This window comes from Amycolatopsis sp. NBC_01480 (assembly GCF_036227205.1).
Classification (GTDB): domain Bacteria; phylum Actinomycetota; class Actinomycetes; order Mycobacteriales; family Pseudonocardiaceae; genus Amycolatopsis.
Genome location: NZ_CP109442.1, coordinates 250,252 through 275,603, shown reverse-complemented (window position 1 = coordinate 275,603; position 25,352 = coordinate 250,252). Strand labels below are relative to the sequence as shown.

The window sequence follows — 25,352 nt, the reverse complement described above, 5'->3', positions numbered from 1 at the left end:
GCGAGCACGGCCGGCGCCCGGCGCGCGAGGCACCGCGCGGGCGAACGACGAGCGAGGGGGAGTACCCGATGACCGATCCCTACGGCCAGCCCACCGGCCAGCCGCAGGGCCAGCCGCCCTTCGGCCAGCCGCCGGCGCAGCCGCCGTACGGCCAGCAGCAGGGTGGCTTCGGCCAGCAACCGCCGTCCGGCGGCTTCCCCCAGCCGGGACAACCGGGTCAGCCGGGTCAGCCCGGCGGTTTCGGCCAGCCCGGGCAGCCGGGTCAGCCGGGCGGTTTCGGCCAGCCCGGGCAACCGGGTCAGCCGGGCGGTTTCGGCCAGCCCGAGGCCCCGGGGCAGCCGGGCTTCGGCCAGCAGCCCGGCGGGTTCGGCCCGCAGCCGGGTTACGGCCAGCCGGCGTACGGCCAGCCGTACGGGGCACCGTCCCCGTACGCGCCGCCCGGCGGTTACGCGAACTGGGGCCAGCGCGCGGGCGCTTACCTGATCGACGTCGCGCCACTGCTCGTGGGCATCATCGTGGCCGTGCTGGTCATGATCGCGAGCACCACCGCGGGCACGATCGTCTATTTCATCGCGATCCTCGGCTTCCTCGGCTGGACGGTGTACAACCGCTGGATCACCGCCGGCAACACCGGCCAGTCACTGGGCAAGCGGATCCTCGGCATCAAGCTGATCCGCGAGGACAGCGGCCAGCCGCTCGGGCCCGGCATGGCGTTCGTCCGCGACCTCGCGCACATCCTCGACAACGCGATCTGCTACCTCGGTTTCCTGTGGCCGCTGTGGGACGACAAGTCCCAGACCTTCTCCGACAAGATCGTCGGCACCATCGTCGTGCCCGCGGACGCCGCGCCCGCGTCGGCCTCGTACGGCCAGCCGGGCTTCGGCCAGCCGGGATCGCAGCCGCTCGGCGCCGTCGGCGGGTTCCCGCCGCCCGGGCAGCAGCCGGGCTTCGGCCAGCCGGGTCAGCCAGGCCAGCCGTACGGCCAGCAGCCGGGCGGGTTCGGCCAGCCCGGACAACCAGGTCAGCCGCAGCCCGGTCAGCCGGGGCAGGCGCCGTTCGGCCAGCCGCAGTCCGGCGGCTTCGGCCAGCCGCCGGCCCCGCAGCCCTTCGCCCCGCAGCAGCCGCAGAGCGGCGGGTTCGAGCAGCCCGGCGCGTCCGGCTTCGAGCAGGCCGAGCCGACCCAGATGATCAAGCCGGGCCAGCCCGCGGGCAGCGAGTCCGACGCCGCCGAGCGCACGCAGATGCTGAGGCCGGGCTCGCCCGAGCCGGGGCAGTCCGAGGCGACGCAGAACATCCCGCCGAGCGAGCCGGGCCAGCCGGGTCAGCCCGGCCAGCACTGACGCGTCCACCTGAAGATCCGCGGCGGGGGGAGCTCGCCGGGGAACCACGAGAAGTTGGGGTAATCCAGTCATGACCAATCCCTACGGTCAGCAGCCGCCTTACGGTCAGCAGCCGCAGCAGCCGCAGCAGCCGCAGCAGCCGCCCTACGGCCAGCAGCCGCAGCAGCCGGGTTATGGCACGCCGTCCGGCGGCATGCCCGTCCCCTACGGCGCCGCCCCGCAGGGCCAGTACGGCCAGCAGGCGCCGTTCGGCCAGCCCGCTTACGGCGGCGGCCCGGGCATGGGCATGCCCGGCGGCGACATGAACGAGATCAAGGACTACAAGGGCTGGGCGATCGGCTGCATCTTCCTGATGTGGATCATCGCGATCTTCGCCATCATGAAGTCGAACGAAGTCCGCACGTACAAGATGCAGGGCAACTACGCGATGGCCCAGCAGGCCTCGCAGAGCACGAAGACGCTGTGCCTGATCGCCACCATCATCGGCGCGGTCGGCTGGGTGTTCGCGATCATCATGATCATCATCTCGATCGTGGCCGCCGCGTCGGTGAGCACGTACTGCAGCGGCTACTACTGCTGAACCAGGGTGTCACCACCTCGATGTCGCCCGGAAGTGGGACGATGTCGGGGTGGTGAACCTGTACCGCGACACCGGAGTGGTGCTGCGCACGCACAAGCTGGGTGAGGCCGACCGGATCATCACCCTGCTGACCCGGCGGCACGGCAAGGTCCGCGCCGTCGCCAAGGGCGTGCGCCGCACCTCGTCGCGGTTCGGCGCCCGGCTGGAGCCCTTCGGCCACGTCGACGTGCAGTTCTACACCGGGCGCACGCTCGACGTGATCACCCAGGTCGAGACCGTGGACGCGTTCGCGCTGCCGCTGGTCGCCGACTACCAGCGCTACACCGCGGCCAGCGCCATCGCGGAGACGGCGGACCGGCTTTCGGCCGAAGAGGGCGAGCCGGTGCTCAAGCTGTACCTGCTGGCCGTCGGCGCCCTGCGCGCGCTCGCGGGCGGCGAACGCGACCCCTCGCTGGTGCTCGACGCGTTTTTCCTGCGCGCCATGTCCTACGCCGGCTGGGCGCCCGCCATCACCGAGTGCGCCCGCTGCGGGCTGCCGGGTCCGCACGCCGCGTTCAACGTCGCCGCGGGCGGCTCGATGTGCCCGGACTGCCGGCTCGCCGGCTCGGTGCACCCCGCGCCCGAGGTGCTGATCCTGCTCGAAGCCCTGCTGCACGGCGAGTGGCCGGTGGCGGAGGCGGCGCCCGGCATCACCCGCCGCGACGCGTCCGGGCTGGTCGCGGCCCATCTGCAGTGGCATCTGGAACGTCAGCTCCGCTCGCTGCCGCTGGTGGAGCGGCGTGCCCGGGAGGCCGCGGCACCGGGCAAGTAGGGTCCTGCGGGTACGAAGTTCACTCTTCAGGGAGGCGCGAAGTGCTGCGCAGGGGACGCGAGAGCCGGGCGTCGGGCTACGAGCTGCGGGCGCCGGAGCCGCACCCGTCCGGGGCCAGGCCCCCGGAGATCCCACGCGATCTGGTCCCGAAACACGTGGCGCTGGTGATGGACGGCAACGGCCGCTGGGCCAACCAGCGCGGCCTGCCCCGGATCGAGGGGCACAAGCGCGGCGAGGCCGTGATGATCGACGTGGCCAGCGGCGCGGTCGAAATCGGCGTCAAGTGGCTCTCGGTGTACGCGTTCTCCACGGAGAACTGGAAGCGCAGCCCCGAAGAGGTGCGGTTCCTGATGGGCTTCAACCGCGACACCATCCGCCGCCAGGTGGACTACCTCGGCTCGATCGGCGTGCGCATCCGCTGGGCCGGGCGGCGGCCCAAGCTGTGGGCGAGCGTGATCAAGGAACTCCAGGTCGCCGAGGAGAAGACCAAGAACAACACGGCGCTCAACATGACCATGTGCGTCAACTACGGCGGCCGCGCCGAGCTGGGCGACGCCATGCGCCGGATCGGCCAGGACGTGGCCACGGGCAAGCTCAACCCGGACAAGATCGACGAGCGCACCATCGGGAAGTACCTGTACCAGCCGGAAATGCCGGACGTCGACCTGTTCCTGCGGCCCTCGGGCGAGCAGCGGACGTCGAACTTCCTGCTGTGGCAGTCCGCGTACGCCGAGATGGTCTACCAAGACACCCTGTTCCCGGACTTCGACCGGACCCACCTGTGGCGCGCGTGCCTGGAGTTCGCGAAGCGCGACCGCCGGTTCGGCGCGGCCGTCGACCAGGCGGAACAGGCGAAGCAGGCGGCCGGGGCCGCCGAAGGCGAGGCGTCATGAGTACCGCGGAAGCGGCCGAAACCGGTGAGCTGCTCACCCGCGCCCGCGAGGCGCTCGAGCGGTACATCGAAGTGCACGTGGACGACGACGGCGCGATCACCTTCTCCCACGCCGACGTGCCGTGTGTCATCCAGGCGACGCGGCTCGCCGAAGGGCTCACGGTGCTCAGCCTGACCTGCGTGGTGGCCTGGGACCTGCCCGAGGACCCGGCGCTCGCCGTCGCGATCGCGGAGCGGGCGGGCCAGGGCCTGTTCGGCACGCTCGGCGTCGGCCACACGGACAACGGGCTCGACGTGACGCTGCGATACGCGTTCCCGGCCGAGGGCATGGAGCCCTCACCGCTGGGCACGCTGCTGATGCTCGTGGTGTCGACGGCGTCGCAGCTGCGGGCGGAGCTGCCGGGGCTCTCGAACAGCGAGGGCTGAGTCCGGATTCGCTCGGTTTGCCGCCTGCGGAACCGGTGTTCCGTGGCGGAAAACCGCTAAAACGGTCGTGAGGGGGCCGTTCACCCCGTGTGCGGCTGTGATCTTGTCGGTACGCACTGGCATCATCGGGCCTCGTGGAAACCCTTCCCAGCACCGCGACCGAGCCGGCTCGGCGCGCCCGCCGGTTCCGGATCAGCTCCATCGAGATCCTGTGCGCCGTGCTGCTCGTGGCCATCCTCGCCCAGAGCTGGCTGCAGGACGTGTTCAACGTGCCCGCGCTGCGCACCGGCTCCACGGTGTTCGTCGCCGTGTGCGTGCAGGCGCTGCCGTTCCTGGTGCTCGGAGTCCTGATCAGCGGCGCGATCGCGGCGTTCGTGCCGGCGCGGGTGCTGGAGCGGGTGCTGCCGAAGAAGGCCGGCGCCGCGGTCGGCGTCGCCGGGCTCGCCGGGGTCGCGCTGCCCGGCTGCGAGTGCGCTTCGGTGCCGGTCGCGCGGCGGCTGATCGGCCAGGGCGTCGCGCCCGCGGCCGCGTTGACCTTCCTGCTGGCCGCGCCCGCGGTGAACCCGGTGGTGCTGGTGGCCACGGCCGTCGCGTTCCCCGGGCGGCCGGAAATGGTGCTGGCGCGCTTCGCCGGCTCGCTCGCCACCGCGATGGTGATGGGCTGGATCTGGGCCCGCTGGGGCAAGCTTTCGTGGATCACCGAGCGCGCGCTGCGGCGGCTGCCGGACGTCGAGCCGGGGCAGCGCTGGAAGGTTTTCGCGGAGACCGCGCGCACGGATCTGGTGGAGGCCGGCGGTTTCCTGGTCCTGGGCGCGCTGATCTCCTCGACGCTGAACGTGCTGGTGCCGCAGAAGTGGTTCGGCGTGCTGTCGGACCAGGTTGTGGTCGGCGTGCTCGTGATGGCGGTGCTGGCCGTCGTGCTCGCGCTGTGCAGTGAGGCCGACGCGTTCGTGGCGGCGTCGCTGACCGCCGTGCCGATGCTGCCGAAGCTGGTGTTCCTGGTGGTCGGCCCGGCCATCGACGTGAAGCTGTTCGCCTTGCAGGCAGGCACTTTCGGCCGCTCGTTCGCCACGCGGTTCGCGCCGGTGACGTTTGTCGTGGCGCTCGCCTGCGGCACCGTCGCCGGGCTGCTGGTGCTGGGCGGCGGACGATGAGGCGCGAGACGCAGAACGTGCTGCTCATCCTGCTCGGCGGCGCGCTGGTGAAGATCGCGCTGAACGGCGACTACCTGCGTTACGTCAAGCCGTCACAGCAGCCGTGGATCATCCTCGGCGGCGCGGTGATGCTGGTGCTCGGCGGCGTCGCGATCGTGAGCGACGTCCTGTCGGCGCGCGCCACGGCGCGTGCGGCGGCCGCGGCGGGCCCGGACCACGGCGCCGAGGACGGCCACGCTCATGCCGCCCACGTCGACGACGGCCACGGGCACAGCCACACCGTGCGGTCCGCGTGGCTGCTGGTGGTGCCGGTGCTCGCGGTGTTCCTGGTGGCCCCGCCCGCGCTGGGCGCGGATTCGGTGACGCGCACGGAAGCCCGGGTGCCGCAGAGCGCGGCCAGCACGTCCGCCGCCGCGTTCCCGCCGCTGCCCGCGGGCGCGGTGGTGCCGATGGCGATGAACGAGGTGGTCAGCCGGGCCGGCTGGGACTCGAACGGCACGCTGAACGGGCGCACCGTGTCCATGACCGGGTTCGTCGTCCACGCCGGCGGCCAGACGCTGCTCGCGCGGCTGGTGATCAGCTGCTGCGCCGCGGATGCCTCACCCGTCACCGTCCATCTGAAGGGTGGCGAGGCCGACCGCTTCGCGAGCGACACCTGGCTGCAGGTCACCGGCCAGGTCGTCCCCAATACGGCGAGCGAGGCGAACAGCTACACCCCGGACCTGACCCTGGCGAGCGTCGAGCGGATCCCGGCGCCGAAGGACCCGTACGAGTACTGACTCGTGAGTGTTCATGACGGTTCTAACCGTCATGAACACTCACGAGCCTGGGGCGCTGGGTCTAGCGGGTGCCGCCGTGCTCGGCGCAGGTGCCGGTGATCTCGACCGTGTGGCTGATCTCGGAGAACCCGTTCTCCGAGGCGATCTTCTCGGCCCAGCGCTCCACGGCGGGGCCCTCCACCTCCACCGTGCGGCCGCACACGCGGCAGACCAGGTGATGGTGGTGGTGCGAGGAGCAGCGGCGGTAGATGGCCTCGCCCGAATCGGTGCGCAGCACGTCGATCTCGCCGGCCTCGGAGAGCGACTGCAGGGTGCGGTAGACGGTGGTCAGGCCGATGCCGTCGCCGCGCTTGCGCAGCTCGTCGTGCAGTTCCTGGGCCGAGCGGAAGTCGTCGACGGTGTTGAGCAGATCCACCACCGCCGTGCGCTGCTTGGTCGAGCGGCGGCCGGGCACCGGGGCCGGAGCCGAGGTCATCGTCATTTTCCTTCCTGCACGTGGGCGACCGCGTCGACGACGATGTGGGCCAGGTGGTCGTCCACCAGGCGGTACACGACCTCACGGCCGCGCCGCTCGCCCTCCACCACGCCCGCGGTCTTCAGCACGCGCAGGTGCTGGCTGATCAGCGGCTGCGCGACCTCGAGGGCGTCGACCAGCTCGTGCACGCACCGGTCCGACTCCTGCAGCTGCAGGACGATCGCGATCCGGACCGGCGCGGCCAGCGCGCGCAACAGGTCGCCGGCGTCGGCGAGGATGCCGGCCGACGCGCCGAGCGGGGCGGCGGCGGGGCGTCCGGGCGAGTGCGGCTCGGCCTCCGGTGGGATCGGGCCGGCCGAGAGAGCGCCCGAAGTCGCCGTGGCCATCGCTGCCTCCAGTCACTTCTCGTCACCCGGGAACCCGGGGACGGATTCCGAAGCCGGATGTCATTACCGGTAACGGTCACCGCCATCGTAGTGTTCCCCCGCGCGGCGGCGTGCAGTCACCGGTCCTGCCGGCCGGGCTCACCCGTCCGGGTGAGTTCGTGAACGATAAACACGGGGGACCGGGACTGCGTCTTCGCAACTGGTCTCCGACGGTGCAAGGTTGTGCGGGGCGTTTCGTCGCTTCTCGTACGCTGACGACCCGCGTGTGGTGAGCCGGAGGCAGTGGGGAGAGCATGACTCGTTTCGTGACCAAGACGGCGGTGGCGGCCTGTTTGGCGCTGCCGGTGCTCGCGCCTGCCGCGGCTTCGGCCCAGACCGCGCAAGGGGTGGACGAGAAAACCGGCCCGGTGTCGTTCGCCAACATCGCTTCGGTGCGGCTCGGGCCGGACGCGCAGCACGGTGGCGCGCTGATCACCGAGACCCAGCGCTCACCACTGACCCCCGGCGAGTCGAAGCTCGGCGCCGACCGCGTGTCCGTGCCGAAGAACGACGGCGAGCGCACCACCCTCGGCCCCAATTACGAGATCGACCTGGGCCCTTACAACGCGGGGCAGAGCCCGTACCCGTCCGGCATCGCCAGCCGCAGCCACAACGTCGTCGCGGCGCTGCAGGCCACTGACGTGCCGACGGCCGTCGCCGAGACCAACTACGCGCTGCGTGACAACGCCCGTAGCGGCGGCAGTCCGGTCGACAAGACCGTGCTGGTGCTCGAGGGCGCGCGCAGTGCCGTCGACTGCACCGCGCCGAAGAAGCTCAGCAGCACGACGACCGTCACGCGGCTGTGGGTCCGCGGCGAGGACAACTCGCTGAGCCAGGTCGCCATGCCCGCGGGTTCCGCCACGCTGCGCATGAGCAACCTCCACCTGGGCGCGCCCGGCGCTGTCCCGCAGGCCAGCCACGACACCACGCTGTCCGACATCGAGGTCTCGCGCGTGTCGACCTTCGACCAGCTGATCAAGCAGGACGGCTGGCGCGGCGGCGACGTCACGGCGGTGGCCGGCTGGCGGGTCGACGTGACCACGCACGTGCACGACGCGGCCAACGTCCAGCTGCAGGACGTGCACACGACCATGGTGCTGGGCGGCGTCAGCTGCTCGATCCCGAAGAACTTCGTCGCGCTGGCGTCGGGCAGCACCAGCGGCGGGGCGACCGTGAACCAACCGTCCGTGCCGACCGAGGTACCGGCCGGCTACCTCGGCGCTGCCGCGGCGGCGCCGCAGAGTGACCTGCGGGTGCCGATCGGCGTCGGCCTGCTGGGTGGCGGCCTCGTGTTCGGCGCGCTGGCGATCTGGCTGGGCCGGCGTCGCGTGGCCCGCTCCCGCGGCGAGTAGCCGTGCGCCGCGCGCTCACCGTGCTGTGCTCGGTGGTCGCCGTGCTCGCGCTGGCCGCGGGCGTGGTGGTGCTGACGTGGGCCCCCGCGCCGGCGCCGGTAGCGGCGGCCGCCGAGCCCCCGCCCGGCTCGCTGCCCGGCGAGGACGGCGCGCCCGCCGTGCTGCCCGCCGACAACTCCCCGGTGGGGCAGCAGCGGCCCGGAACCGTCCAGCTGCCGGACGGTTCCGAGGCGCGGCTGGTGCGCACCGAGGTGACCCGTGACGGCGTGCTGCCGATCCCGCGCGGGCTCGGCGACGCCGCGTGGTGGGGCGCCCGGCTCGGCGCCGAACAAGGCGCTGCCGTGCTGTCCGGCCACGTCAACTGGGCCGGCACGAAAGGGCCGTTCGACGTCCTCTGGCGGATCCGCACCGGGGACAACGTGAGCATCGTCGACTCCGCCGGCGGCCGGTGGCTCTACCGCGTGACCGGCGCCGTGACCGTCGGGAAGGGGCAGCTGCCCGCGCAGGCCCCGCAGTGGTTCGCGCAGAGTGGCCCGCACCGCTTGGTGCTCGTCACCTGCGGCGGGGACTACGTCGGCGGCAGCGAGGGCTACGACGAGAACCGGATCGTGACAGCGAACCTGGTCTCGCGCCCGGACTGACACCCGGCCGTCAAGCTCGGTGCAACCCGCCGCGTCTCCCGCGGCATGTCTCCCGGCGAGTACACGCCGAACCAGGGAGCACGATGCAGGGGACACAGGAACAGGCCGTGACGGGCTCGCGGCGGTGGGTGCGGCTGGCCATCGGGGCCGCGGTGGTGGCTGCGCTGGCCACCGGGTGCGGGCAGGCCGACCAGGTCGCCGGCCCGGCGCCGTCGGCGACGTCGCAGCAAGCGCCCGCCGCCCAGGGCGGGCAGCAGCCCCAGGCCGATCCCGGCAAGACCCCCGGCACGGTCCGCCTGCCCGCCGGCGGCAGCGCGAAGCTGGTGGCCGAGGACGTCGGCGCCGACGGGGCGCTGGTCATCCCGCAGAGCCTCGACGAGGCCGCGTGGTGGGGCTCCGGGCTCGGCGCGGACAAGGGCGTCACGCTGTTCTCCGGGCACGTCAACTGGAAGGGCAAGACCGGCCCGTTCAACCAGCTGTGGCAGGTGAAGGCGGGCCAGGTCGTGACCGTCACGGACACCGCGGGCGCGCAGTGGGGCTACCGGGTCGACGACGTGCGCACGATCCACAAGTCGGGCCTCGCCGCGGAGTCGGAGAAGCTGTTTTCCCCCGACGGCCCGCACCGGCTGGTGCTCGTCACCTGCGGCGGCGACTACGTCGGCGGCACCGAGGGCTACGACGACAACCGCGTCGCCACGGCCGAGCTAGTGACCCGGCCCTGAGCCCTCCTGACCTCCGCCGGAGGTGCCGCGGGGGCGGCCGGATAGGCTGGACGTTCTAGTGTTGTGTGTTCCTGTTTCCTGGCAAGCGCAAGACGAACAGGATCACGCGACACTAGGTCCGATAACCGTCCCCGCATGCGTCCGGAGCGTGGAGTGCCCGCCAACACCATCGAAACCGTCGTCAGTCTGTGCAAGCGCCGTGGCTTCGTCTTCCCGTCGGGGGAGATCTACGGCGGCACCAGGTCGGCGTGGGACTACGGGCCGCTCGGCGTGGAGCTGAAGGACAACATCAAGCGCCAGTGGTGGAAGACCATGGTGCAGGGCCGCGAGGACGTGGTCGGCCTCGACTCGTCGGTCATCCTGCCGCGCCAGGTCTGGGTCGCCTCCGGTCACGTGAACGTGTTCACCGACCCGCTGATCGAGTGCCTTTCGTGCCACAAGCGGTTCCGTGCCGACCAGCTCGCCGAGGAGTACTCGGAGCGCACCGGCAAGGAGACCTCGGAGGACGACCTGTCCGACGTGCCGTGCCCGAACTGCGGCACCCGCGGCAAGTACACCGAGCCGCGCGACTTCAACATGATGCTGAAGACCTACCTCGGCCCGGTCGAGTCCGAGGAGGGCCTGGCCTATCTCCGCCCGGAGACGGCGCAGGGCATCTTCGTGAACTTCAACAACGTGCAGCAGGCCTCGCGCAAGAAGCCGCCGTTCGGCATCGGCCAGGTCGGCAAGTCCTTCCGCAACGAGATCACGCCGGGCAACTTCATCTTCCGCACGCGTGAGTTCGAGCAGATGGAGATGGAGTTCTTCGTCGAGCCGGGCGAGGACGAGACCTGGCACCAGTACTGGATCGACACGCGCACCGAGTGGTACAAGGACCTCGGCATCAAGGCCGAGAACCTGCGCCATTTCGAGCACCCGAAGGAAAAGCTCTCGCACTACGCGAAGCGCACCGTCGACATCGAGTACCGCTTCGCGTTCAACGCGGGCCAGGAGTGGGGCGAGCTGGAAGGCATCGCCAACCGCACCGACTTCGACCTGACCACGCACTCGAACCACTCGGGCGTGGACCTGTCGTTCTTCGACCAGGCTTCGGGCCAGCGCTACCGCCCGTTCGTGATCGAGCCGGCGGCGGGCGTGGGCCGTTCGATGATGGCGTTCCTCGTCGACGCGTACGAGGAAGAAGAGGTCCCGAACGCCAAGGGCGGCATGGACAAGCGAACGGTCCTGCACCTGGACCCGCGCCTCGCGCCGTACAAGGCGGCCGTCCTGCCGCTCTCGCGCAACGCCGACCTCTCGCCCAAGGCCCGCGACCTCGCGGCCACCTTGCGCAAGCACTGGAACGTCGACTTCGACGACGCCCAGGCCATCGGCCGCCGCTACCGCCGCCAGGACGAAATCGGCACCCCGTACTGCGTCACCGTGGACTTCGACACCCTCGAAGACAACGCAGTCACCATCCGCGAACGCGACAGCATGAAGCAGGAACGCATCGCGATCGACCAGGTGGAGTCCTACCTGGGCGCGCGGCTGATCGGCTGCTGAACGCTTCTTCTCGAACGGCCCTTCCCTGGTTGGGGGAGGGCCGTTCGGCGTTTCCGGGCCGTGATGCGTCCATGCCCAGCGCACAAGACGTGGGGTTGACGTGGCCGGGTGCCTGTCCTGTACCGGGGCGATGGCGCCCGGATCGGTATGCTTCCGGATGGCTGATCAATTCGAAAAGCATGGACATGCGGGGTAAAGGATCGTGCGATCATGTTGAGCGCTAGTCGTGGATTGATCGCAAGAGGTCTGATTGAATACGATGAAGGCGAAGTATCCCATTGGGCTTTGACTTGTTCGGACGATGAGCTCATAAGGGTCTGCGGAGTCGCGGATTGGCTCCTGCTGAAGGGTCCATCTACCCCGTCCGGTGCCAGTATGATGCTGACGACTGCAGCGTCCCTGGCTGCGGTATTCGTTCACGATGGGCACCCACGGAAGCTCAAGCGGTCAAGACGGAAAAAACTTCCTGAGCTATCTCTCGAAGAGCGTGAGAGAATTTCATCTGGTGGTCGGCCGGATCGGGAAGAGCAAGACGCGAAAGGACGTTTCTATGGAGTGACCGAAGAGGCGGAGAAGTTTTGGGGGGAATAATTTCCCCGTCCACTCGCCTGAACGAGGCAGTGAAGGGTTGGGATGCTTTCCACTAGCAGGGTGTTGGCGGCAAAAGGTCTACTCGAATACGGCGAAGAGGAGGCGGCCAAGTGGGTCTTTTTCTGCAGTGATGATGAATTTATCCGAGTTTGCGGAGTTGCGGACTGGATACTGTTGTATGGACCGAAAACGCCCTCGGGTGCGAGCATGATGGTTGCGCGAGGGATCGCTGTCGCAGCGGTATTCGTCCGCGAGGGTGCGCCAAGGGAGCTTGCGAGGAGTCGACGTAAGAAGCTCTCGGATTTTCCGCCAGGATGGTCTGAAGAAATGGAGAAGAGAGAGGATCCGTCTCTGCCTGAACTGAGGGAGAAAGGTAAATTCTACGGCGTTACGGGAGAGCTGAAGAATTTTTGGGGTACGGGAAGTTTTGGCGCGACCTGACTCCGGGGTCAACTCCGAACCAGGCAAGTCGAAGCGCAGGGAGAAAAATGTTTCGACGACGCGAAGATCGATTGCGCAGAGTTCTGCGCAGTACGGCGAGGATGTTGTGGCCGATTGGGCACTGGGATGCTCCGATGAAGAATTCGTGCGAGTCTGTCGCGTCGCTGATTGGTTGATGTACCAGGGGCCGACGACTCCGTCGGAGGCGGGGATGATGGTGGATAAAGCTGTCGCGTTGGCTGCCGAATTTGTAAAAGAAGGTAGCCCTTGGCTGCTGCGGCGTAAGATTCGAAAGAATATCCGGGCGGATTCACGTAGTTATTCCGATGCTCTTCTGGATAGGATTTCGTTGCTGGATTATCCAGAAAAAAGGAACCTATTACGGCGTTACCGAGGGTTTCAAGGATTTTTGGACCAGAACGGAGAGTGTCTAAGTGAATTACCTGGAGTGACTGGAATTGATCGCGGAGAACGTGAAGAGTGCTGGAGAATCAAGCTGGCCTCGATCCGTGGCTGTCAGCGACGTAGTGATGCAGGTTATGTTGCATATTCCTAGGTTCGGATACGAACGGTCAGGACCGCGTAATGGTGTTTTCTGTGAGCAGAGGGTTGATCTCGAGAGACCTGCTTGAATACGGCGAAGGCGAAGCGTCCGATTGGGCTTTGACTTGCTCAAATGATGAACTCATGAGGATCTGCGGGGTGGCGGAGTGGCTCTTGTTAAAAGGCCCATCGACTCCTTCCGGCGGGAGCATGATGCTGGCGACTGCATCCTCTCTGGCTGCGGTCTTTGTGCACGAGGGGCACCCGCGAAAGCTCAAGCGGGCCAGAAGAAAGAAACTTCCCGAATTGTCGAATGAAGATAGCAAAAGAATGTCATCCGACGGTCTGCCTGACCTGAAAGAGCAAGATCGGAAAGGACATTTCTACGGAATGAGTGAAGAGGCGGAAAAATTCTGGGAGAAATAGCTGATCGGAGTCCTGACAGTCGCATGGGGTGGAGCTGGGCGCTGGGGATTTCGGGTGTCAAGCCGGCCGGTCGTCGAGGTGAAGACCCGTTCCGTGGGTGAGTAGTGCGTTCCGTCCGAGGAACCGGCAGCCACGGCTCGAGTGTAAGCTGCGCGCGCCGTCACTGCTGTGAACGCGAGTCAGTCGTGGGCACACCAGACTGGTATCTCGGCTGATCAGGCAGCGGACGCGGCCCAGGCGGCGGCTGAAGCCGGTCGGCTGGCCGAGGAGCCCGGAGCGGCAGGTGGCCCGCAGGCTGCTCGTGTGAGGGAGCTGGACGCATGCTGGAAGACGCTGCGCGCAACAACAAGAAGGTCGACTTAATGGGTTTTGTGACCAAAGGGGAGGCCGCTAGAGTGGGCGCGACCCGGGCCGGCCTGGGTTGGCGGTTCTCTACGGACGGGAAGGCGATAGTGAGCGCTGACGGGTTGCGAATTGCCGCCCGCTCACGTTCAAAGACCCGACTTGACCCTAAGCGCAGCGGGCAACGGTAGCAGGCCAACCTCCCATGCGGCCGACAATCATTGGGAACTTCAAGAATCTCCATCTCAACATTACGGACAAAACTATGAAGCCAAAAGTGCGTTACTTCGACACAGCCGATGCCGACCTTGATAATTTCAGCCCCGAGGACCCGGAAAACTTCTGGCTCCCGATTCACGTCATCGTCGGCCCGGATGACGACCCCAGGGGTGAGGAGATAGTTCAGTTTATCGTGTGCACGCCCAAGGCGTTGCAGGCGACGGTGGCTCGTGAGGGGTTTCTGATGGGGCGTTCGCTGGTGATTGTGGATTCGGCTGACATGGGGCGGATCAAGCAGTTCATTACTGCGGAGATCGAGAAGATCGAGGCGCCCAGCTATGCGGGTGTGGGTGTTCAGTTGGCTTGGCTGGGAGACTATGAGTTCGAGGATAACCCCATTCGGTGAGTCTTCCTGGTCCCGGCGGCCGTATTCGTCGGTGCTGGGGTTTCGAGACCGCGAAGGGGCCTCGATGTCAGACCAACTTCCCACGGCGGGCGACAATCAGTGGGAATTACAAGAACCTTCACCTCAACATTACGGATATGCCATGAAGCCAAAAGTTCGTTACTTCGAGACGGCGGATGCCGACCTCCGCAACTTCAGCCCCGAGGACCCAGATAATTTCTGGCTTCCGCTTCAAGTCATCGTCGGACCGGACAACGACCCCAGGGGTGAGGAGATAGTCCAGTTTATCGTGTGCACGCCCAAGGCGTTGCAGGCGACGATCGCCCGCGAAGGGTTTCTGATGGGGCGGTCGCTGGTGATCGTGGATTCCGCTGACATGGAGCGAATCAAGCAGTTCATTACTGCGGAGATCGAGAAGATCGAGGCGCCCAGCTATGCGGGTGTGGGTGTTCAGTTGGCTTGGCTGGGAGACTACGAGTTCGAGGATAACCCCATTCGTTGAGTTTCTCTGGTACCGGAGAGCGTCTCCCGCCCGGGCACCGCGCGGTCCGAGAGGCATCACCCCACCCCTGACACCTGTCATGCCCACGTCATGACGCAAGGCCTGTGGCCCGCCTCGCTCCCAGCGCCACAGTTCAGGACATGGAAACCACACAGGCCGAACGCGGGGCGCGGGACGTCGCGGCGGGGGCGGCCGTACACCTGACCGGGTTGAGGAAGCAGTACGGCGACGTGCGCGCCGTCGACGGCGTCGACTTGACGATCGCGCCAGGCGAAGTAGTGGCACTGCTCGGGCCGAACGGCGCCGGGAAATCCACCACCGTCGACCTGATTCTGGGGCTCAGCCGGCCCGACGCGGGCGAGGTCAGCGTGTTCGGCAAGACCGCCGCCGGGGCCGTGCGCGCGGGGATGATCGGGGCGATGCTGCAGGGCGGCACGCTGCTCGACGACCTGACCGTGCGCGAGACCGTCGGCATGGTCGCGAATCTGCATCGGCGGCCGATGCCGCTGGCCGAGGCGCTGGAGCGCGCGGGGATCGCCGACCTGGCCGACCGGCGGGCGAACAAGCTGTCCGGCGGGCAGAAGCAGCGGGTGCGGTTCGCCGTCGCGCTGGTGTCGGACCCGGACCTTCTTGTGTTGGACGAGCCGACCGCCGCGATGGACGTCGGCACGCGGCGCGAGTTCTGGAAGTCCATGTACGCCTTCACCGAGAGCGGCCGCACCGTCCTGTTCGCGACGCATTACCTGGAAGAGGCCGAGGAGTTCGCCGACCGGGTGGTCCTGATGCGCTCCGGCCGCGTCGTCGCCGACGGGTCCGTGGCTCAGGTTCGCGCGCTGGCCGGCGGGCGCACCATCCGCGCCGTGTTGCCCGGCGCGGACGACGAGATCGGACGGCTGGTGGGGCGGCTGCCCGGCGTCACCGAGTTCGAGCTGCGCGGCGAGCGCGTCGCCATTTCGAGCTCCGCCTCCGACACCACGTTGCGGGCACTCATGACGGCAGTGCCGGACGTGCGCGACATCGAGATCAGCGCCGTCGGCCTCGAAGGCGCCTTCCTTTCCCTGACCGCGAGCGAGACCGACCCGGAAGAAGCAGGCCGATGAACCTCAGCTACCTCACCGTCGAAGTCCGGCGGCTGTTCCGCTCGCCGCGGTTCATCGTGTTCGTGGTCGCCTTCCCGGTCTTGATGTTCCTGTTGCAGGCCAACGTCTTCACCAAGGCCAGCGACCCGGACCACGCGGCGATCGTCGCCGTGGTCATGGTCAACATGATGGCCTTCGGCGCTTTCGCCGCGGCCACCATGAACGGCGCCAAGCTCGCCGTCGAACGCGCCACCGGCTGGCAACGGCAGCTGCGGCTGACCCCGCTCTCGGGCGCGGGTTACCTCGGCGGCAAAGCGCTTTCGGGCCTGCTCGTGGGCCTGCCCGCGCTGGTGCTGGTGCCGCTGCTCGCGGTCTTCGCCGAGGGTGTGCACCTCGACGCGGCCGGCTGGGTCCGCATCATCGTCGGGATCTGGCTCGGCACCATCCCGCTCGTGCTGCTCGGCCTGCTGCTGGGCCAGTTCGGCACGCCGGAGTCGATGCAGCCGGTGAACATGATCGTGATGCTGGGCATGGGCTTCCTGGGCGGGCTGTGGATCCCGCTCGAGACCATGCCGGGCTGGATGCACCAGCTGGCGCAGGCGATGCCGACCTACTGGGTGCTCGGCCTGGTGCGCCCCGCCGTGACGAACGAGATGCTGGTGGCCTTCCCGACGGCGGTCGCGGTGCTCGGCGCCTGGACCATCGTCCTCGGGACGCTCGTGATCAGGCGTTACCGTAAGGACAGCGCGCGGGTTTGACCAGAGGGAACGGGGGCAGGGCCGAGATGGCGGAGACACAGAGCCGGGGGCGGTCGGTGCTGGCCGACCGCGACACGTGGTGGGCCGATCCGATCGGCGATTCGGGCCAGGACCGGCCGCACGGCGGGCGGTGGTGGATCGTCGGCCTCGTATTCCTCCTGCCGTTCCTGATCCCGGCGACGCAGTACCTGCTCCAGTCCGAGTTCACGCCGCTGCACGTGCTGGAATGGCTGCTGCTGTGCGGCTACGGCGTCATGTACCTGGTCTTCCCGACGATGTTCGGCCGGGAGCGCCGCACCAAGCTGCTGTTCAGCCTGGCGATGCTGGCGGTGGGCATCGCCACGGTGATGGTGCCGGGGGCCAGCTCGTACGTCCTGCTCTACGCCACCGCCACCATCGCGTTCCTGCTGCCCGCCGCGTGGGCGCTGATCTTCGACGTCGCAGGGATGCTGGTGGCCATGGCCTTGCTGTTCGCGGTCGGCAGGCTGGCCGGCAGCACCGGCGACCTCGGCTCGGTCGCGGGCGTCACGGCGGCCATGTTCTTCATGTCCAACCTGATCCGCGCGATCCGGCGGCTGGAGATCGCGAACCGGGAGATCGGCACGCTCGCCGTCGCCACCGAGCGCGAGCGCGTGGCCCGCGACCTGCACGACCTGCTGGGCCACAGCCTGACCACGATCACCGTGAAGGCCGGCCTGGCGCGGCGGGTGCTGGAAAGCTCCGGCGACATCCCGCGCGCGGTCCAGGAGATCCGCGAGGTCGAGGGCCTCACCCGCAGCGCGCTTTCGGACGTGCGGGCCACGGTCACGGAGTACCGCGAGGTGTCGCTGCCCGCGGAGATCGCCGGCGCGCGGGCGGCGTTGCGGGCGGCGGAGATCGAGGCGGACCTGCCGCACGCGGTCGACAATGTGCGGGCCGAGCTGCGGAGCACCTTCGGTTACGTGCTGCGCGAGGCCATCACGAACGTGCTGCGGCATTCGGGGGCGAGCCGGGTGAAGGTCCGGCTGGGCTGCGGCTGGCTCGAGGTGGAGGACGACGGCACCGCGACCGAAGTCGTGGCGGGCAACGGCCTGCGCGGATTGTCCGAACGGCTGGCGGCGGTCGGGGGGACGCTGCGCACGAGCGTCCGGCCCGGGGGAGGATTGGCCGTCCGGGCGGAGGTCCCGGAACCGGAGGCGGCCACCGCGGCCGCCCCGGCGGTGCGGGCCGAGACCGCGGGGGGACTGGCTTGATCCGGGTACTGCTGGCCGACGACCAGGCGATGGTGCGCGGCGCGCTGGCCACCGTGCTGGGGCTGGAAGCCGACATCGAGGTCGTGGGGCAGGTCGGCTCCGGCGAGGAGGTGGTCGCCGCGGCCCGGGAGGCGAAGCCCGACGTCGCGCTGCTCGACGTCCAGATGCCCGGCAAGGACGGCCTGACCGCGGCCGCCGAGCTGCACCAGGCGCTGCCGTCCTGCCGGGTGATCATCTGCACCACGTTCGGCCGCCCCGGGTACCTCGCGCGCGCGATGGCGGCGGGCGCGGCGGGCTTCGTGGTGAAGGACGCTCCGCCGGAACAGCTCGTGGAGGCCGTCCGCCGCGTCCACAGTGGACTGCGAGTGGTCGACCCGGCGCTCGCCGCCGAATCGCTCGCCACGGGCGCGAGCCCGCTGACCGCGCGCGAGCGTGACGCGCTGAGCACGGCCAAGGACGGCAGCACCGTCGCCGACATCGCGAAGGCGCTTTTCCTCTCGGAAGGCACTGTGCGCAACCACTTGTCGGCGGCGATCGGCAAAACGGGGGCGCGAACGCGGGCCGAGGCCGTCCGGCTCGCCGAGGAGCGCGGCTGGCTGTAGTGCCCGGGGTGTCTGCGCCTCACCCGTTCGTGGCTCTGCCAGGATGGCGGGCATGAGTGCTGCCCCACCGAGAACGAGGCCGACGCGCGCGAGCTGGCTGCGCCGGGTCGCGTTCGGCGCGGTGCTGGTGCTGCTGGCCGTCGTCGGCGGCACGGCGTTCCGGGTGTGGCAGGTGGCGCGCGGGAACGACCGCTCGCAGGCCGACGTGATCGTGGTGCTCGGCGCCGCGCAGTACAACGGGAAGCCGTCGGACATCTTCTCCGCGCGGCTGGAGAAGGCGAAGCAGCTGTACGACGCGGGCGTCGCGAAGACCATCGTCACCGCCGGCGGGAAGAAGGCCGCGGACAACTACACCGAGGCGCAGGCGGGCGTGCTGTGGCTGACCAAGCACGGCGTGCCGCAGTCGGCGACGCTCGCCGTGGGCGAGGGCAGCGACACCCTGCGCAGCCTGCGCGCGGTGTCCGACCAGGTGCAGGCGCGCGGCTGGCACACGGCGGTGCTGGTGAGCGACCCGTGGCACTCGTTCCGCAGCCGCACCATGGCCGAGGACCTGGGCCTGGACGCCTGGACCGCGCCGACGCACAGCGGGCCGATCGTGCAGGAGCGCGGCACGCAGATCCGCTACATCTTCCGCGAGACCGGCGCGCTGCTGTTCTACAAGCTCACGAAGTCGCCGGCGGACGAGCTGTTCGACACGATGCTGGGCTGAATTGTCGGACCCCGCGCCTAAGCTGGCGGGGTGAGTGACGGGTACAGCGAGCACGACCGCGCCCGGGTGCTGGCCGAGGCACCCAAGGGCGCGGCGCTGGCGGGTGCGCGAGCGGACGGGCGCAGCGCGTTCTCCCGCGACCGCGCGCGGGTGCTGCACTCGGCCGCGCTGCGGCGGCTCGCGGGCAAGACCCAGGTGGTCGGGCCGGGGGAGGGCGCCGAGGTCAGCGGCGTGCCGCGGACCCGGCTCACGCACTCGCTGGAGGTCGCGCAGATCGGCCGCGGCATCGCCGAGGAGCTGGGCGTGGACCCGGACCTGGTGGACACCGCCGGGCTCGGGCACGACATCGGCCACCCGCCGTTCGGGCACAACGGCGAGAAGGCGCTGAACCAGGTCGCGCAGGCCTGCGGCGGCTTCGAGGGCAACGCGCAGACGTTGCGCATCCTCACCCGGCTGGAGCCGAAAGCCGTCGCCGAGGACGGCGCCACGGCGGGGCTGAACCTCACGCGCGCGTGCCTCGACGCGACGATGAAGTACCCGTGGGAGCGCCGCCCGGGCGAGCAGAAGTACGGCGTGTACCCCGACGACGTGCCCGTGTTCCAGTGGATCCGGGCCGGCGCGCCGGGGCAGCGGCGGTGCATCGAAGCGCAGATCATGGACTGGTCCGACGACGTGGCGTACTCGGTGCACGACGTCGAGGACGGGGTGCTGGCCGGCCGCATCCGCCTCGGCGTGCTCGCCGACTCCGACGAGCGCGCGGCCGTGGCCGAGGCGGCGGCGCGGCACTTCTCCACCCAGTCGGTGTCCACTTTGGAGGGTGCGGCGAAGGAGCTGCTCGACCTGCCCGTGGTCGCCGACCTGGTGCGGACGGCCCCGGACGGGTCGCTGCGCGCGCAGGTCGCCCTGAAACGCCTGACCAGCGAGCTGGTCGGCCGCTTCGCCTCCGCCGTGGTCACCGGCACCCGCGGCGTGTACGGCGAGGGCCCGCTCACCCGGTACGGCGCGCGCCTGGCCGTCCCGGACCAGGTCGCGGCGGAAGTGGCGCTGCTCAAGGCCCTGGCCCTGCGCTACGTGATGAGCGACCGCCGCCGCCTGGCCATGCAGGACGGCCAGCGCGAGCTGATCGTCGAACTGGTCGCCGCCCTCGGCCGCCGCGCCCCGGACTCACTCGACCCGCTCTTCGCCCCGGCCTGGCGAGCGGCCCCGGACGACGCCGCGCGCCTGCGCGTACTCGTCGACCAGGTCGCCTCCCTGACCGACGCCCAAGCCCACGAGTGGCACCGCTGGCACGTCGGGCGGCCTGGCTGACCGCTGCCGGACCCCTGCTCGACGCGGTGAAGGCCTCCCTACCGGCGCTGGACGCGGTGAAGGAGTCCTTGCTTGCGCTCGACGCGGTGAAGGCCTCCTTGCTGGCGCTGGACGCAGGCAAGGACTCCTTACCGGCGCGCCTGACGCGGTGAAGGAGTCCTTGCCTGCGCTCGACGCGGCGAAGGACTCCTTGCTGGCGCGCCCTGACGTGGTGGAGCGCTCGTGCCGGACACGTGAAGGTCACTTTTCCGCCGCGGGACGCAGGGGTGAAAGCGTCCTTGCCGGTGCGGACGCGGTCAAGGCCTCCTTACCGGCGCTGGACGCGGTGAAGGACCCCTTCACAGCTTGGCGAGCGCCCTGAAGGCCACCTTCAGGGACCGACATGCCCTCAAGGTGGCCTTCAGGGACCTTCGCGGCAGGTCCGGTGTTCCGCGCCGCGGTCAGGGGCGTTCCGGTACGGTCGCCGCATGGCCGTCGACAGCCACCTGAGGTTCACGCTCGCACTCCACCGGGCCGCTGCGGCAGGCGGGGTTGACGCGTGTTTCTCGCCGTACTCCGCGGCGAGCGCGTTGGGGCTGGTCAGCCGGGCTGCTCGCGGGCGCACCGCCGACGAGTTGCTCGCGCTGCTGGCCGGGACCAGCGAAGGCACCGGCACCGGCGAGGGCACTGCGACCGGCAACGGCACCGGCGAAGCCACCACCACCACCACCGCCGCCGCCGACCTCGAACCCCACGCCCGCGTCCTGCGCGAAGCCGCGATCCTGAACGACGAAGCCGCGATCCTCGCCGTCGCGAACACGCTCTGGGCTTCCGACCTCATCACCGTCGAGGACAGCTTCCGAACCGAACTCGAAGCCTGGCCCGGCAGCAAGACCGAGACCGCGCCGTTCAGCCCTGACCCCGAAGCAGCCCGCGAGCTGATCAACACCGACGTCCGCCGCACCACCCGCGGCCTGATCCCGGAGCTGCTGCCTCCCGGCTCCCTCGACACCGACACCCGGGCCAGCATCGTCAACGCGCTCTACCTCAAAACCGCCTGGCGCTTCCCGTTCCCCGAAGGCGCCACCGCGCCCGCCGCGTTCCACGGGCCCGGCGGCTCGCGCGACGTGCCGACCATGCACCTCCAGGAGACCGTCGGCTACCAGCAGGCCGACGGCTGGCAGGTCGTCACGCTGAACGCGGTCGGCGGCGTCCAGGCCGTTGTCCTCCTGCCGGACGGTGATCTCGAACCCGCCGAGGCCGCGCTGGACGAGCACCGCCTCGCCGCCCTGATCGAGGGCACGCGGCGCCAGAAGGTCCGCCTCGCGCTGCCGAAGATCTCGCTTGACGTCCGCACCGATCTCGACAGCGCGCTGAAGTCCCTCGGCGTCCGCGAGATGTTCCAGCCGGATGCCGACCTGACCGGGCTGACCGCGACCAAGCCGTTCTGGGTGGACAGCGTGCTGCACCAGGCCGTGCTCCGGGTCGACGAGCAGGGCCTCGAGGGCGCCGCCGCCACCGCGATCACGATGCGCACCCTGTCGCTCGACATGTCCGAACCCGTCGACGTTCAGGTCGACCGGCCGTTCCTGCTCCTGGTCCGGCACGCCGGCACCGGTGCGGTGTACTTCTTCGCGCGGGTGGTGCGCCCGTAGTGAGCCTTTTCCAACCGGAGGCGAGGACCGAGTTGATCCCCGTCGTGACCGGCCCGCCCACGACCGTGGCCGAGCCGAAGCTGCGCCGCTCCTGGTCCGACGCGGGCATCGTGGGCGCGTACCTGGCGTTCTCGGTGGTGCTGTTCGGCGGGCTGTGGGCCGACCTCGGCCACGGCTACCTGTGGAACAGCGCGTCGGACCAGAACATGTGGGAGTGGTTCTTCTCCGTCACCGCGAAGTCCGTGCTGCACCTGCAGAACCCGTTCACCACGGACCTGCAGAACTACCCGCTCGGCGTGAACATGATGGCCAACACGGCCATGCTCGGCGTCTCCATCCCGCTCACGCCGATCACGCTGACGTTCGGCCCCACCGCGACCTGGGCCATCGCGCTCACCGGCAGCCTGGCCGGCACGGCGGCCGCCTGGTACTGGGTGTTCTCGCGGCACCTGGTGCGGCACCGGGTTTCCGCGGCGATCGGCGGCGCCGTCGCCGGGTTCGCGCCCCCGATCATCTCGCACGCCAACGCGCACCCGAACTTCGTCGCCTGGTTCGTGCTGCCGTTCCTGGCGCTCAAGGTGATCCGGATCGCGCAGGGCGTCAAGCCGGTGCGCAACGGGATCTGGCTCGGCGTGCTCACCGCGTACCAGGTGTTCCTGGGCGAAGAGCCGCTGCTGATCTTCGCGCTGAGCTTCGTGATCTTCGCCGTCGCCTACTGCGCTTCCCGTCCGCGCGAGCTGAAGGCGATGGTCCGGCCGACGCTGCTCGGCGGCGGGATCGCCTTGGTGCTGGCGTTCGTGCTGCTCGCTTTCCCGTTGTGGTGGCAGTTCTTCGGCCCGCAGAGCTACACCGCGCTGGAGCACGGCCAGGTCGGCAACGACACCGCGGCGTTCACCCGGTTCGCCACGCAGTCGATCGCCGGCCAGCCCGCCGAGGCCGCCGACGTTTCGCTCAACCGGACCGAGGAGAACGCGTTCTTCGGCTGGCCGCTGATCGTGCTGATGGTCGTGGTGACGATCTGGCTGTGGCGGGAGGTCGTCGCGCGCTCGATCGCGATCTCGATGTTCCTGATGGCCTGGCTCTCGCTCGGCGTGGACCTCGTGGTGGTGCACGTGGACACCGGCGTGCCCGGGCCGTGGAAGCTGCTGGCGAACCTGCCGCTGTTCGAATCGCTGCTGGAGTCGCGGCTCGCGATGGCCTGTGTGCCGGCGATCGGCGCGCTGCTCGCGATCGCCACCGACCGGGTGTTCACGGCGGCGGCCGCGCTGCCCGAACCGGGAGAAGGCCAGCGACGGCTGCCGGTGCGGCTGATGTGGATCGGCGCCGTGATCGCGGTGCTGCTGCCGATCGCGCCGACGCAACTGCTGGTCAAGGACCGCCCGCCCACGCCGGCGTTTTTCGCCGACGGCACCTGGCGGACGTACGTGGCGCCGGGCGGCACCGTGGTGCCCGTGCCGCTGCCCAGCTCGGGCGAGTCGGAGCCGTTGCACTGGCAGGTCGACGCCGGCCTCGGCTACGCGATGCCGGAGGGCTACTTCGTCGGCCCCAGCGGTCCGAATGACAAGCGGGGCCGGTACGGCGCCGTCCAGCGGCCGACTTCCGCGCTGCTGGACCAGATCCGCGATTCGGGCACCGCCGCGCCGGTCGACGACACCGCCCGCGACCAGGCCATCGACGATCTGCGCTACTGGCACGCCAGCGTGCTGGTGCTGATCCCGCGGGAGCACTCCGACGCCTACCGCGCCACCGTGGACCTGTTGCTGCGCAAGCCCGCGGAGTTCGTCGACGGCGTGTGGATCTGGGACGTGCGCCCGATCACCGCCGTCCGCTGAGGCGTCACATTCCCCGCAGCTGTCCCGTCCTCCTCCCGAATCACCCCAGAGGAGGAGACGACCATGTCCCGTATCCCGGCGAAGCGCGCCACCGAAGCCGGCCCGTTCCTGAAGCTGATCTACCGCATCGCGGGCCGCCGGTACGGCGCCGTGCCCGCGCCGATGGCCGTGGTGGCGCACCATCCGGGGCTGCTGCGCGCGAGCGTGCTGCACGAGCTGCTCGCGGAGAAGGCGTCGAAACGGCTGCCCGCGAGTGTGCGTGAGCTGGCCGTGTACCGCGTCGCCACGAGCATCGGCTGCTCGTGGTGCGTCGACTTCGGCACCATGCTGCAGCGCCACGACGGCCTCGACATCGAGCGCCTCAAGCACATCGACGACTACGCGGATTCGCCCGCGTTCTCCCGCCCCGAGCGCCTGGCCCTGGCCTACGCCGACGCGATGACGGGCGCGCAGGTCACCGTCACCGACGAGCAGGTGGCCGAGCTGGAGGCCGAGTTCGGCCGGGACGGGGTGGTCGAGCTGACCTACCAGATCGGCCTCGAGAACTCCCGCGCCCGGGTGAACAGCGCCCTCGGCATCGTCGACCAGGGCTTCACCTCGGGCGAGGCCTGCCGCGTCCCGCTGCCGTGAGCGGGGCTCAGGGCAGCTCGGGGCGGGTGATGCGGGTGAGCTTGTCGGGGTTCACGATGTCGTAGACGGCGACGATGCGGCCGTCCCGGATGCTCATGGCCTGGACGTGCTCGTCGAGGGCGAGGAAGCCCTCGCGTCCCGGCAGCGCCGGCAGCCACAGGCCGAGGTCGCCGTTGACCAGCACCGGGGCGCCGCGGCCGAACAGGCCCGGCTCGTACTTCTGCATCAGGCCCAGCAGGAAGCGGACCAGCTTGTCCGGGCCGGCGATGATCTGGCGGGTGGTGCGGCCCTTGCCGTCCGAGTCGCCTATCAGCACCACGTCCGGGTGCAGCAGCTCGGTCATCCCGCGGATGTCGCCGGCCAGCAGCGCGGTGACGAACTTCTCCAGCAGGTGCTGCTGTTCGGACAGCTCGACGCGCTGCGGCGGGTCCGCCTGGGCCAGCGCCCGCCGCCCGCGGGAGCCGTGCTGGCGCGCGGCGTCGGCCGAGCAGCCCAGGATGTCGCCGATCTCGCCGAACGGGACCGAAAACGCGTCGTGCAGCACGAAGGCGACGCGCTGCTCCGGCGTCAGCTTGTCGAGCACCACCATCGCAGCCATGCGGATGCCGTCGTCGCGCACGGCGGCGTCCAGCGGGTCTTCGCTCACCGGCATGCCGAACGGCGTCACGATCGGCTCCGGCAGCCACTGGCCCACGTACCGCTCACGCTGCACCGCCGCCGAGCGCAGCCGGTCGAGGCAGATCCGGCCGACCACCGTGGTCAGCCAGCCGCGCAGATCGCGGATGGCCGCGCGGCCCGCGTCGTCCAGCCCGGCCAGCCGCAGCCACGACTCCTGCACGGCGTCCTCGGCGTCCGCCCGCGTGCCGGTGAGCCGGTAGGCCACGCCCAGCAGGTGCCCCCGGTGCGCCGCGAACTCGTCGGCGAAACCGGCCAGAGCCGAAGGTGTGCGCATAAGGGGA

29 protein-coding genes are annotated in these 25,352 nt (G+C 69.7%); 26 read left to right on the top strand and 3 right to left on the bottom strand.

The features are described from left to right. Positions 1 to 68 precede the first annotated feature (68 nt). The 7 genes from OG371_RS01345 to OG371_RS01315 all read left to right on the top strand — a co-directional run bounded on the left by OG371_RS01345 (position 69) and on the right by OG371_RS01315 (position 5,982). Positions 69 to 1,340 (top strand): RDD family protein, encoded by a 1,272-nt coding sequence (locus OG371_RS01345; protein ID WP_329064684.1) that lies wholly within the window; start codon positions 69 to 71, stop codon positions 1,338 to 1,340. Between the two features lie 70 nt (positions 1,341 to 1,410). Continuing rightward, positions 1,411 to 1,920 (top strand): CD225/dispanin family protein, encoded by a 510-nt coding sequence (locus OG371_RS01340; RefSeq protein WP_329064682.1) that lies wholly within the window; start codon positions 1,411 to 1,413, stop codon positions 1,918 to 1,920. A 49-nt stretch (positions 1,921 to 1,969) separates the two neighbouring features. Next, positions 1,970 to 2,731 carry a DNA repair protein RecO gene (gene recO, locus OG371_RS01335; protein WP_329064680.1) on the top strand — a complete coding sequence of 254 codons (762 nt, stop codon included), beginning with the start codon at positions 1,970 to 1,972 and terminating at the stop codon, positions 2,729 to 2,731. Between the two features lie 41 nt (positions 2,732 to 2,772). Further along, positions 2,773 to 3,624 carry an isoprenyl transferase gene (locus OG371_RS01330; protein ID WP_329064678.1) on the top strand — a complete coding sequence of 284 codons (852 nt, stop codon included), beginning with the start codon at positions 2,773 to 2,775 and terminating at the stop codon, positions 3,622 to 3,624. Further along, on the top strand, positions 3,621 to 4,049 hold the full coding sequence (locus OG371_RS01325; protein WP_329064676.1) for a YbjN domain-containing protein: 429 nt from the start codon (positions 3,621 to 3,623) through the stop codon (positions 4,047 to 4,049). Before OG371_RS01330 ends, OG371_RS01325 begins: the two co-directional genes overlap by 4 nt. Before the next feature lie 134 nt (positions 4,050 to 4,183). Further along, positions 4,184 to 5,203: a permease gene (locus OG371_RS01320; protein WP_329064674.1), complete on the top strand. Its 1,020-nt coding sequence runs from the start codon at positions 4,184 to 4,186 to the stop codon at positions 5,201 to 5,203. Beyond that, the gene (locus tag OG371_RS01315; protein ID WP_329064673.1) at positions 5,200 to 5,982 is read left to right on the top strand and encodes a TIGR03943 family putative permease subunit; all 783 of its coding nucleotides are present in this window, start codon (positions 5,200 to 5,202) and stop codon (positions 5,980 to 5,982) included. The genes OG371_RS01320 and OG371_RS01315 overlap by 4 nt, the downstream gene beginning before the upstream one ends. A 61-nt stretch (positions 5,983 to 6,043) precedes the next feature. Here the strand turns inward: OG371_RS01315 and OG371_RS01310 are convergent, their stop codons facing one another. Together OG371_RS01310 and OG371_RS01305 are read right to left on the bottom strand one after the other, a co-directional pair. Further along, positions 6,044 to 6,463, bottom strand: a complete 420-nt coding sequence (locus tag OG371_RS01310) for a Fur family transcriptional regulator (protein WP_329064671.1) — start codon at positions 6,461 to 6,463, stop codon at positions 6,044 to 6,046. Beyond that, positions 6,460 to 6,843, bottom strand: a complete 384-nt coding sequence (locus tag OG371_RS01305; RefSeq protein ID WP_329064669.1) for an ArsR/SmtB family transcription factor — start codon at positions 6,841 to 6,843, stop codon at positions 6,460 to 6,462. Before OG371_RS01305 ends, OG371_RS01310 begins: the two co-directional genes overlap by 4 nt. Before the next feature lie 293 nt (positions 6,844 to 7,136). Here OG371_RS01305 and OG371_RS01300 point away from each other — a divergent pair, with 293 nt between their 5' ends. The 19 genes from OG371_RS01300 to OG371_RS01210 all read left to right on the top strand — a co-directional run bounded on the left by OG371_RS01300 (position 7,137) and on the right by OG371_RS01210 (position 24,393). Continuing rightward, a complete protein-coding gene (locus OG371_RS01300; protein WP_329064667.1) occupies positions 7,137 to 8,234 on the top strand; it encodes a hypothetical protein in 1,098 nt (365 codons plus the stop codon). Between the two features lie 2 nt (positions 8,235 to 8,236). Continuing rightward, a complete protein-coding gene (locus OG371_RS01295) occupies positions 8,237 to 8,875 on the top strand; it encodes a class F sortase (RefSeq protein ID WP_329064665.1) in 639 nt (212 codons plus the stop codon). A gap of 83 nt (positions 8,876 to 8,958) precedes the next feature. After that, the gene (locus OG371_RS01290) at positions 8,959 to 9,597 is read left to right on the top strand and encodes a class F sortase (protein WP_329064663.1); all 639 of its coding nucleotides are present in this window, start codon (positions 8,959 to 8,961) and stop codon (positions 9,595 to 9,597) included. Between the two features lie 153 nt (positions 9,598 to 9,750). Continuing rightward, a complete protein-coding gene (locus OG371_RS01285) occupies positions 9,751 to 11,139 on the top strand; it encodes a glycine--tRNA ligase (RefSeq protein ID WP_091619250.1) in 1,389 nt (462 codons plus the stop codon). A gap of 633 nt (positions 11,140 to 11,772) precedes the next feature. Continuing rightward, the gene (locus tag OG371_RS01280) at positions 11,773 to 12,171 is read left to right on the top strand and encodes a hypothetical protein (RefSeq protein ID WP_329064661.1); all 399 of its coding nucleotides are present in this window, start codon (positions 11,773 to 11,775) and stop codon (positions 12,169 to 12,171) included. Positions 12,172 to 12,382: 211 nt separating this feature from the next. After that, positions 12,383 to 12,727 carry a hypothetical protein gene (locus OG371_RS01275; protein ID WP_329064659.1) on the top strand — a complete coding sequence of 115 codons (345 nt, stop codon included), beginning with the start codon at positions 12,383 to 12,385 and terminating at the stop codon, positions 12,725 to 12,727. 41 nt (positions 12,728 to 12,768) lie between these two features. Beyond that, positions 12,769 to 13,140, top strand: a complete 372-nt coding sequence (locus OG371_RS01270) for a hypothetical protein (RefSeq protein ID WP_329064657.1) — start codon at positions 12,769 to 12,771, stop codon at positions 13,138 to 13,140. 619 nt (positions 13,141 to 13,759) lie between these two features. Then, positions 13,760 to 14,107: an Imm8 family immunity protein gene (locus OG371_RS01265; protein ID WP_329064655.1), complete on the top strand. Its 348-nt coding sequence runs from the start codon at positions 13,760 to 13,762 to the stop codon at positions 14,105 to 14,107. Positions 14,108 to 14,171: 64 nt separating this feature from the next. Further along, positions 14,172 to 14,609: an Imm8 family immunity protein gene (locus OG371_RS01260; protein ID WP_329064653.1), complete on the top strand. Its 438-nt coding sequence runs from the start codon at positions 14,172 to 14,174 to the stop codon at positions 14,607 to 14,609. Between the two features lie 140 nt (positions 14,610 to 14,749). Then, positions 14,750 to 15,709 carry an ABC transporter ATP-binding protein gene (locus OG371_RS01255; protein ID WP_329064651.1) on the top strand — a complete coding sequence of 320 codons (960 nt, stop codon included), beginning with the start codon at positions 14,750 to 14,752 and terminating at the stop codon, positions 15,707 to 15,709. Beyond that, positions 15,706 to 16,446 carry an ABC transporter permease gene (locus tag OG371_RS01250; RefSeq protein WP_329064649.1) on the top strand — a complete coding sequence of 247 codons (741 nt, stop codon included), beginning with the start codon at positions 15,706 to 15,708 and terminating at the stop codon, positions 16,444 to 16,446. The genes OG371_RS01255 and OG371_RS01250 overlap by 4 nt, the downstream gene beginning before the upstream one ends. Positions 16,447 to 16,472: 26 nt before the next feature. Then, positions 16,473 to 17,678, top strand: a complete 1,206-nt coding sequence (locus OG371_RS01245; protein WP_329064647.1) for a sensor histidine kinase — start codon at positions 16,473 to 16,475, stop codon at positions 17,676 to 17,678. Beyond that, positions 17,675 to 18,280: a response regulator transcription factor gene (locus OG371_RS01240; protein WP_329064645.1), complete on the top strand. Its 606-nt coding sequence runs from the start codon at positions 17,675 to 17,677 to the stop codon at positions 18,278 to 18,280. The genes OG371_RS01245 and OG371_RS01240 overlap by 4 nt, the downstream gene beginning before the upstream one ends. Before the next feature lie 52 nt (positions 18,281 to 18,332). Next, positions 18,333 to 18,989 carry a YdcF family protein gene (locus OG371_RS01235; RefSeq protein ID WP_329064644.1) on the top strand — a complete coding sequence of 219 codons (657 nt, stop codon included), beginning with the start codon at positions 18,333 to 18,335 and terminating at the stop codon, positions 18,987 to 18,989. 30 nt (positions 18,990 to 19,019) lie between these two features. Then, the gene (locus tag OG371_RS01230) at positions 19,020 to 20,297 is read left to right on the top strand and encodes a deoxyguanosinetriphosphate triphosphohydrolase (RefSeq protein ID WP_329064642.1); all 1,278 of its coding nucleotides are present in this window, start codon (positions 19,020 to 19,022) and stop codon (positions 20,295 to 20,297) included. A 26-nt stretch (positions 20,298 to 20,323) separates the two neighbouring features. Then, the gene (locus tag OG371_RS01225; protein WP_329064640.1) at positions 20,324 to 20,449 is read left to right on the top strand and encodes a hypothetical protein; all 126 of its coding nucleotides are present in this window, start codon (positions 20,324 to 20,326) and stop codon (positions 20,447 to 20,449) included. A 315-nt stretch (positions 20,450 to 20,764) separates the two neighbouring features. Then, complete coding sequence (locus OG371_RS01220; RefSeq protein WP_329064638.1) at positions 20,765 to 21,931, top strand: serpin family protein; 1,167 nt, start codon at positions 20,765 to 20,767, stop codon at positions 21,929 to 21,931. Positions 21,932 to 21,963: 32 nt separating this feature from the next. Then, complete coding sequence (locus tag OG371_RS01215) at positions 21,964 to 23,763, top strand: glycosyl transferase (protein WP_442876067.1); 1,800 nt, start codon at positions 21,964 to 21,966, stop codon at positions 23,761 to 23,763. 63 nt (positions 23,764 to 23,826) lie between these two features. Then, the gene (locus OG371_RS01210) at positions 23,827 to 24,393 is read left to right on the top strand and encodes a carboxymuconolactone decarboxylase family protein (RefSeq protein WP_329064636.1); all 567 of its coding nucleotides are present in this window, start codon (positions 23,827 to 23,829) and stop codon (positions 24,391 to 24,393) included. Between the two features lie 7 nt (positions 24,394 to 24,400). Here the strand turns inward: OG371_RS01210 and OG371_RS01205 are convergent, their stop codons facing one another. Then, the gene (locus OG371_RS01205) at positions 24,401 to 25,345 is read right to left on the bottom strand and encodes a sigma-70 family RNA polymerase sigma factor (protein WP_329064634.1); all 945 of its coding nucleotides are present in this window, start codon (positions 25,343 to 25,345) and stop codon (positions 24,401 to 24,403) included. Positions 25,346 to 25,352: the final 7 nt, after the last annotated feature.

Coding starts and splice junctions, on each gene's coding strand:
- OG371_RS01345 (WP_329064684.1), top strand. CDS start 69: ATGACCGATCCCTACGGCCAGCCCACCGGCCAGCCGCAGGGCCAGCCG.
- OG371_RS01340 (WP_329064682.1), top strand. CDS start 1,411: ATGACCAATCCCTACGGTCAGCAGCCGCCTTACGGTCAGCAGCCGCAG.
- OG371_RS01325 (WP_329064676.1), top strand. CDS start 3,621: ATGAGTACCGCGGAAGCGGCCGAAACCGGTGAGCTGCTCACCCGCGCC.
- OG371_RS01315 (WP_329064673.1), top strand. CDS start 5,200: ATGAGGCGCGAGACGCAGAACGTGCTGCTCATCCTGCTCGGCGGCGCG.
- OG371_RS01310 (WP_329064671.1), bottom strand. CDS start 6,463: ATGACGATGACCTCGGCTCCGGCCCCGGTGCCCGGCCGCCGCTCGACC.
- OG371_RS01305 (WP_329064669.1), bottom strand. CDS start 6,843: ATGGCCACGGCGACTTCGGGCGCTCTCTCGGCCGGCCCGATCCCACCG.
- OG371_RS01300 (WP_329064667.1), top strand. CDS start 7,137: ATGACTCGTTTCGTGACCAAGACGGCGGTGGCGGCCTGTTTGGCGCTG.
- OG371_RS01290 (WP_329064663.1), top strand. CDS start 8,959: ATGCAGGGGACACAGGAACAGGCCGTGACGGGCTCGCGGCGGTGGGTG.
- OG371_RS01280 (WP_329064661.1), top strand. CDS start 11,773: ATGCTTTCCACTAGCAGGGTGTTGGCGGCAAAAGGTCTACTCGAATAC.
- OG371_RS01275 (WP_329064659.1), top strand. CDS start 12,383: ATGATGGTGGATAAAGCTGTCGCGTTGGCTGCCGAATTTGTAAAAGAA.
- OG371_RS01260 (WP_329064653.1), top strand. CDS start 14,172: ATGTCAGACCAACTTCCCACGGCGGGCGACAATCAGTGGGAATTACAA.
- OG371_RS01255 (WP_329064651.1), top strand. CDS start 14,750: ATGGAAACCACACAGGCCGAACGCGGGGCGCGGGACGTCGCGGCGGGG.
- OG371_RS01250 (WP_329064649.1), top strand. CDS start 15,706: ATGAACCTCAGCTACCTCACCGTCGAAGTCCGGCGGCTGTTCCGCTCG.
- OG371_RS01245 (WP_329064647.1), top strand. CDS start 16,473: ATGGCGGAGACACAGAGCCGGGGGCGGTCGGTGCTGGCCGACCGCGAC.
- OG371_RS01235 (WP_329064644.1), top strand. CDS start 18,333: ATGAGTGCTGCCCCACCGAGAACGAGGCCGACGCGCGCGAGCTGGCTG.
- OG371_RS01220 (WP_329064638.1), top strand. CDS start 20,765: ATGGCCGTCGACAGCCACCTGAGGTTCACGCTCGCACTCCACCGGGCC.
- OG371_RS01210 (WP_329064636.1), top strand. CDS start 23,827: ATGTCCCGTATCCCGGCGAAGCGCGCCACCGAAGCCGGCCCGTTCCTG.
- OG371_RS01205 (WP_329064634.1), bottom strand. CDS start 25,345: ATGCGCACACCTTCGGCTCTGGCCGGTTTCGCCGACGAGTTCGCGGCG.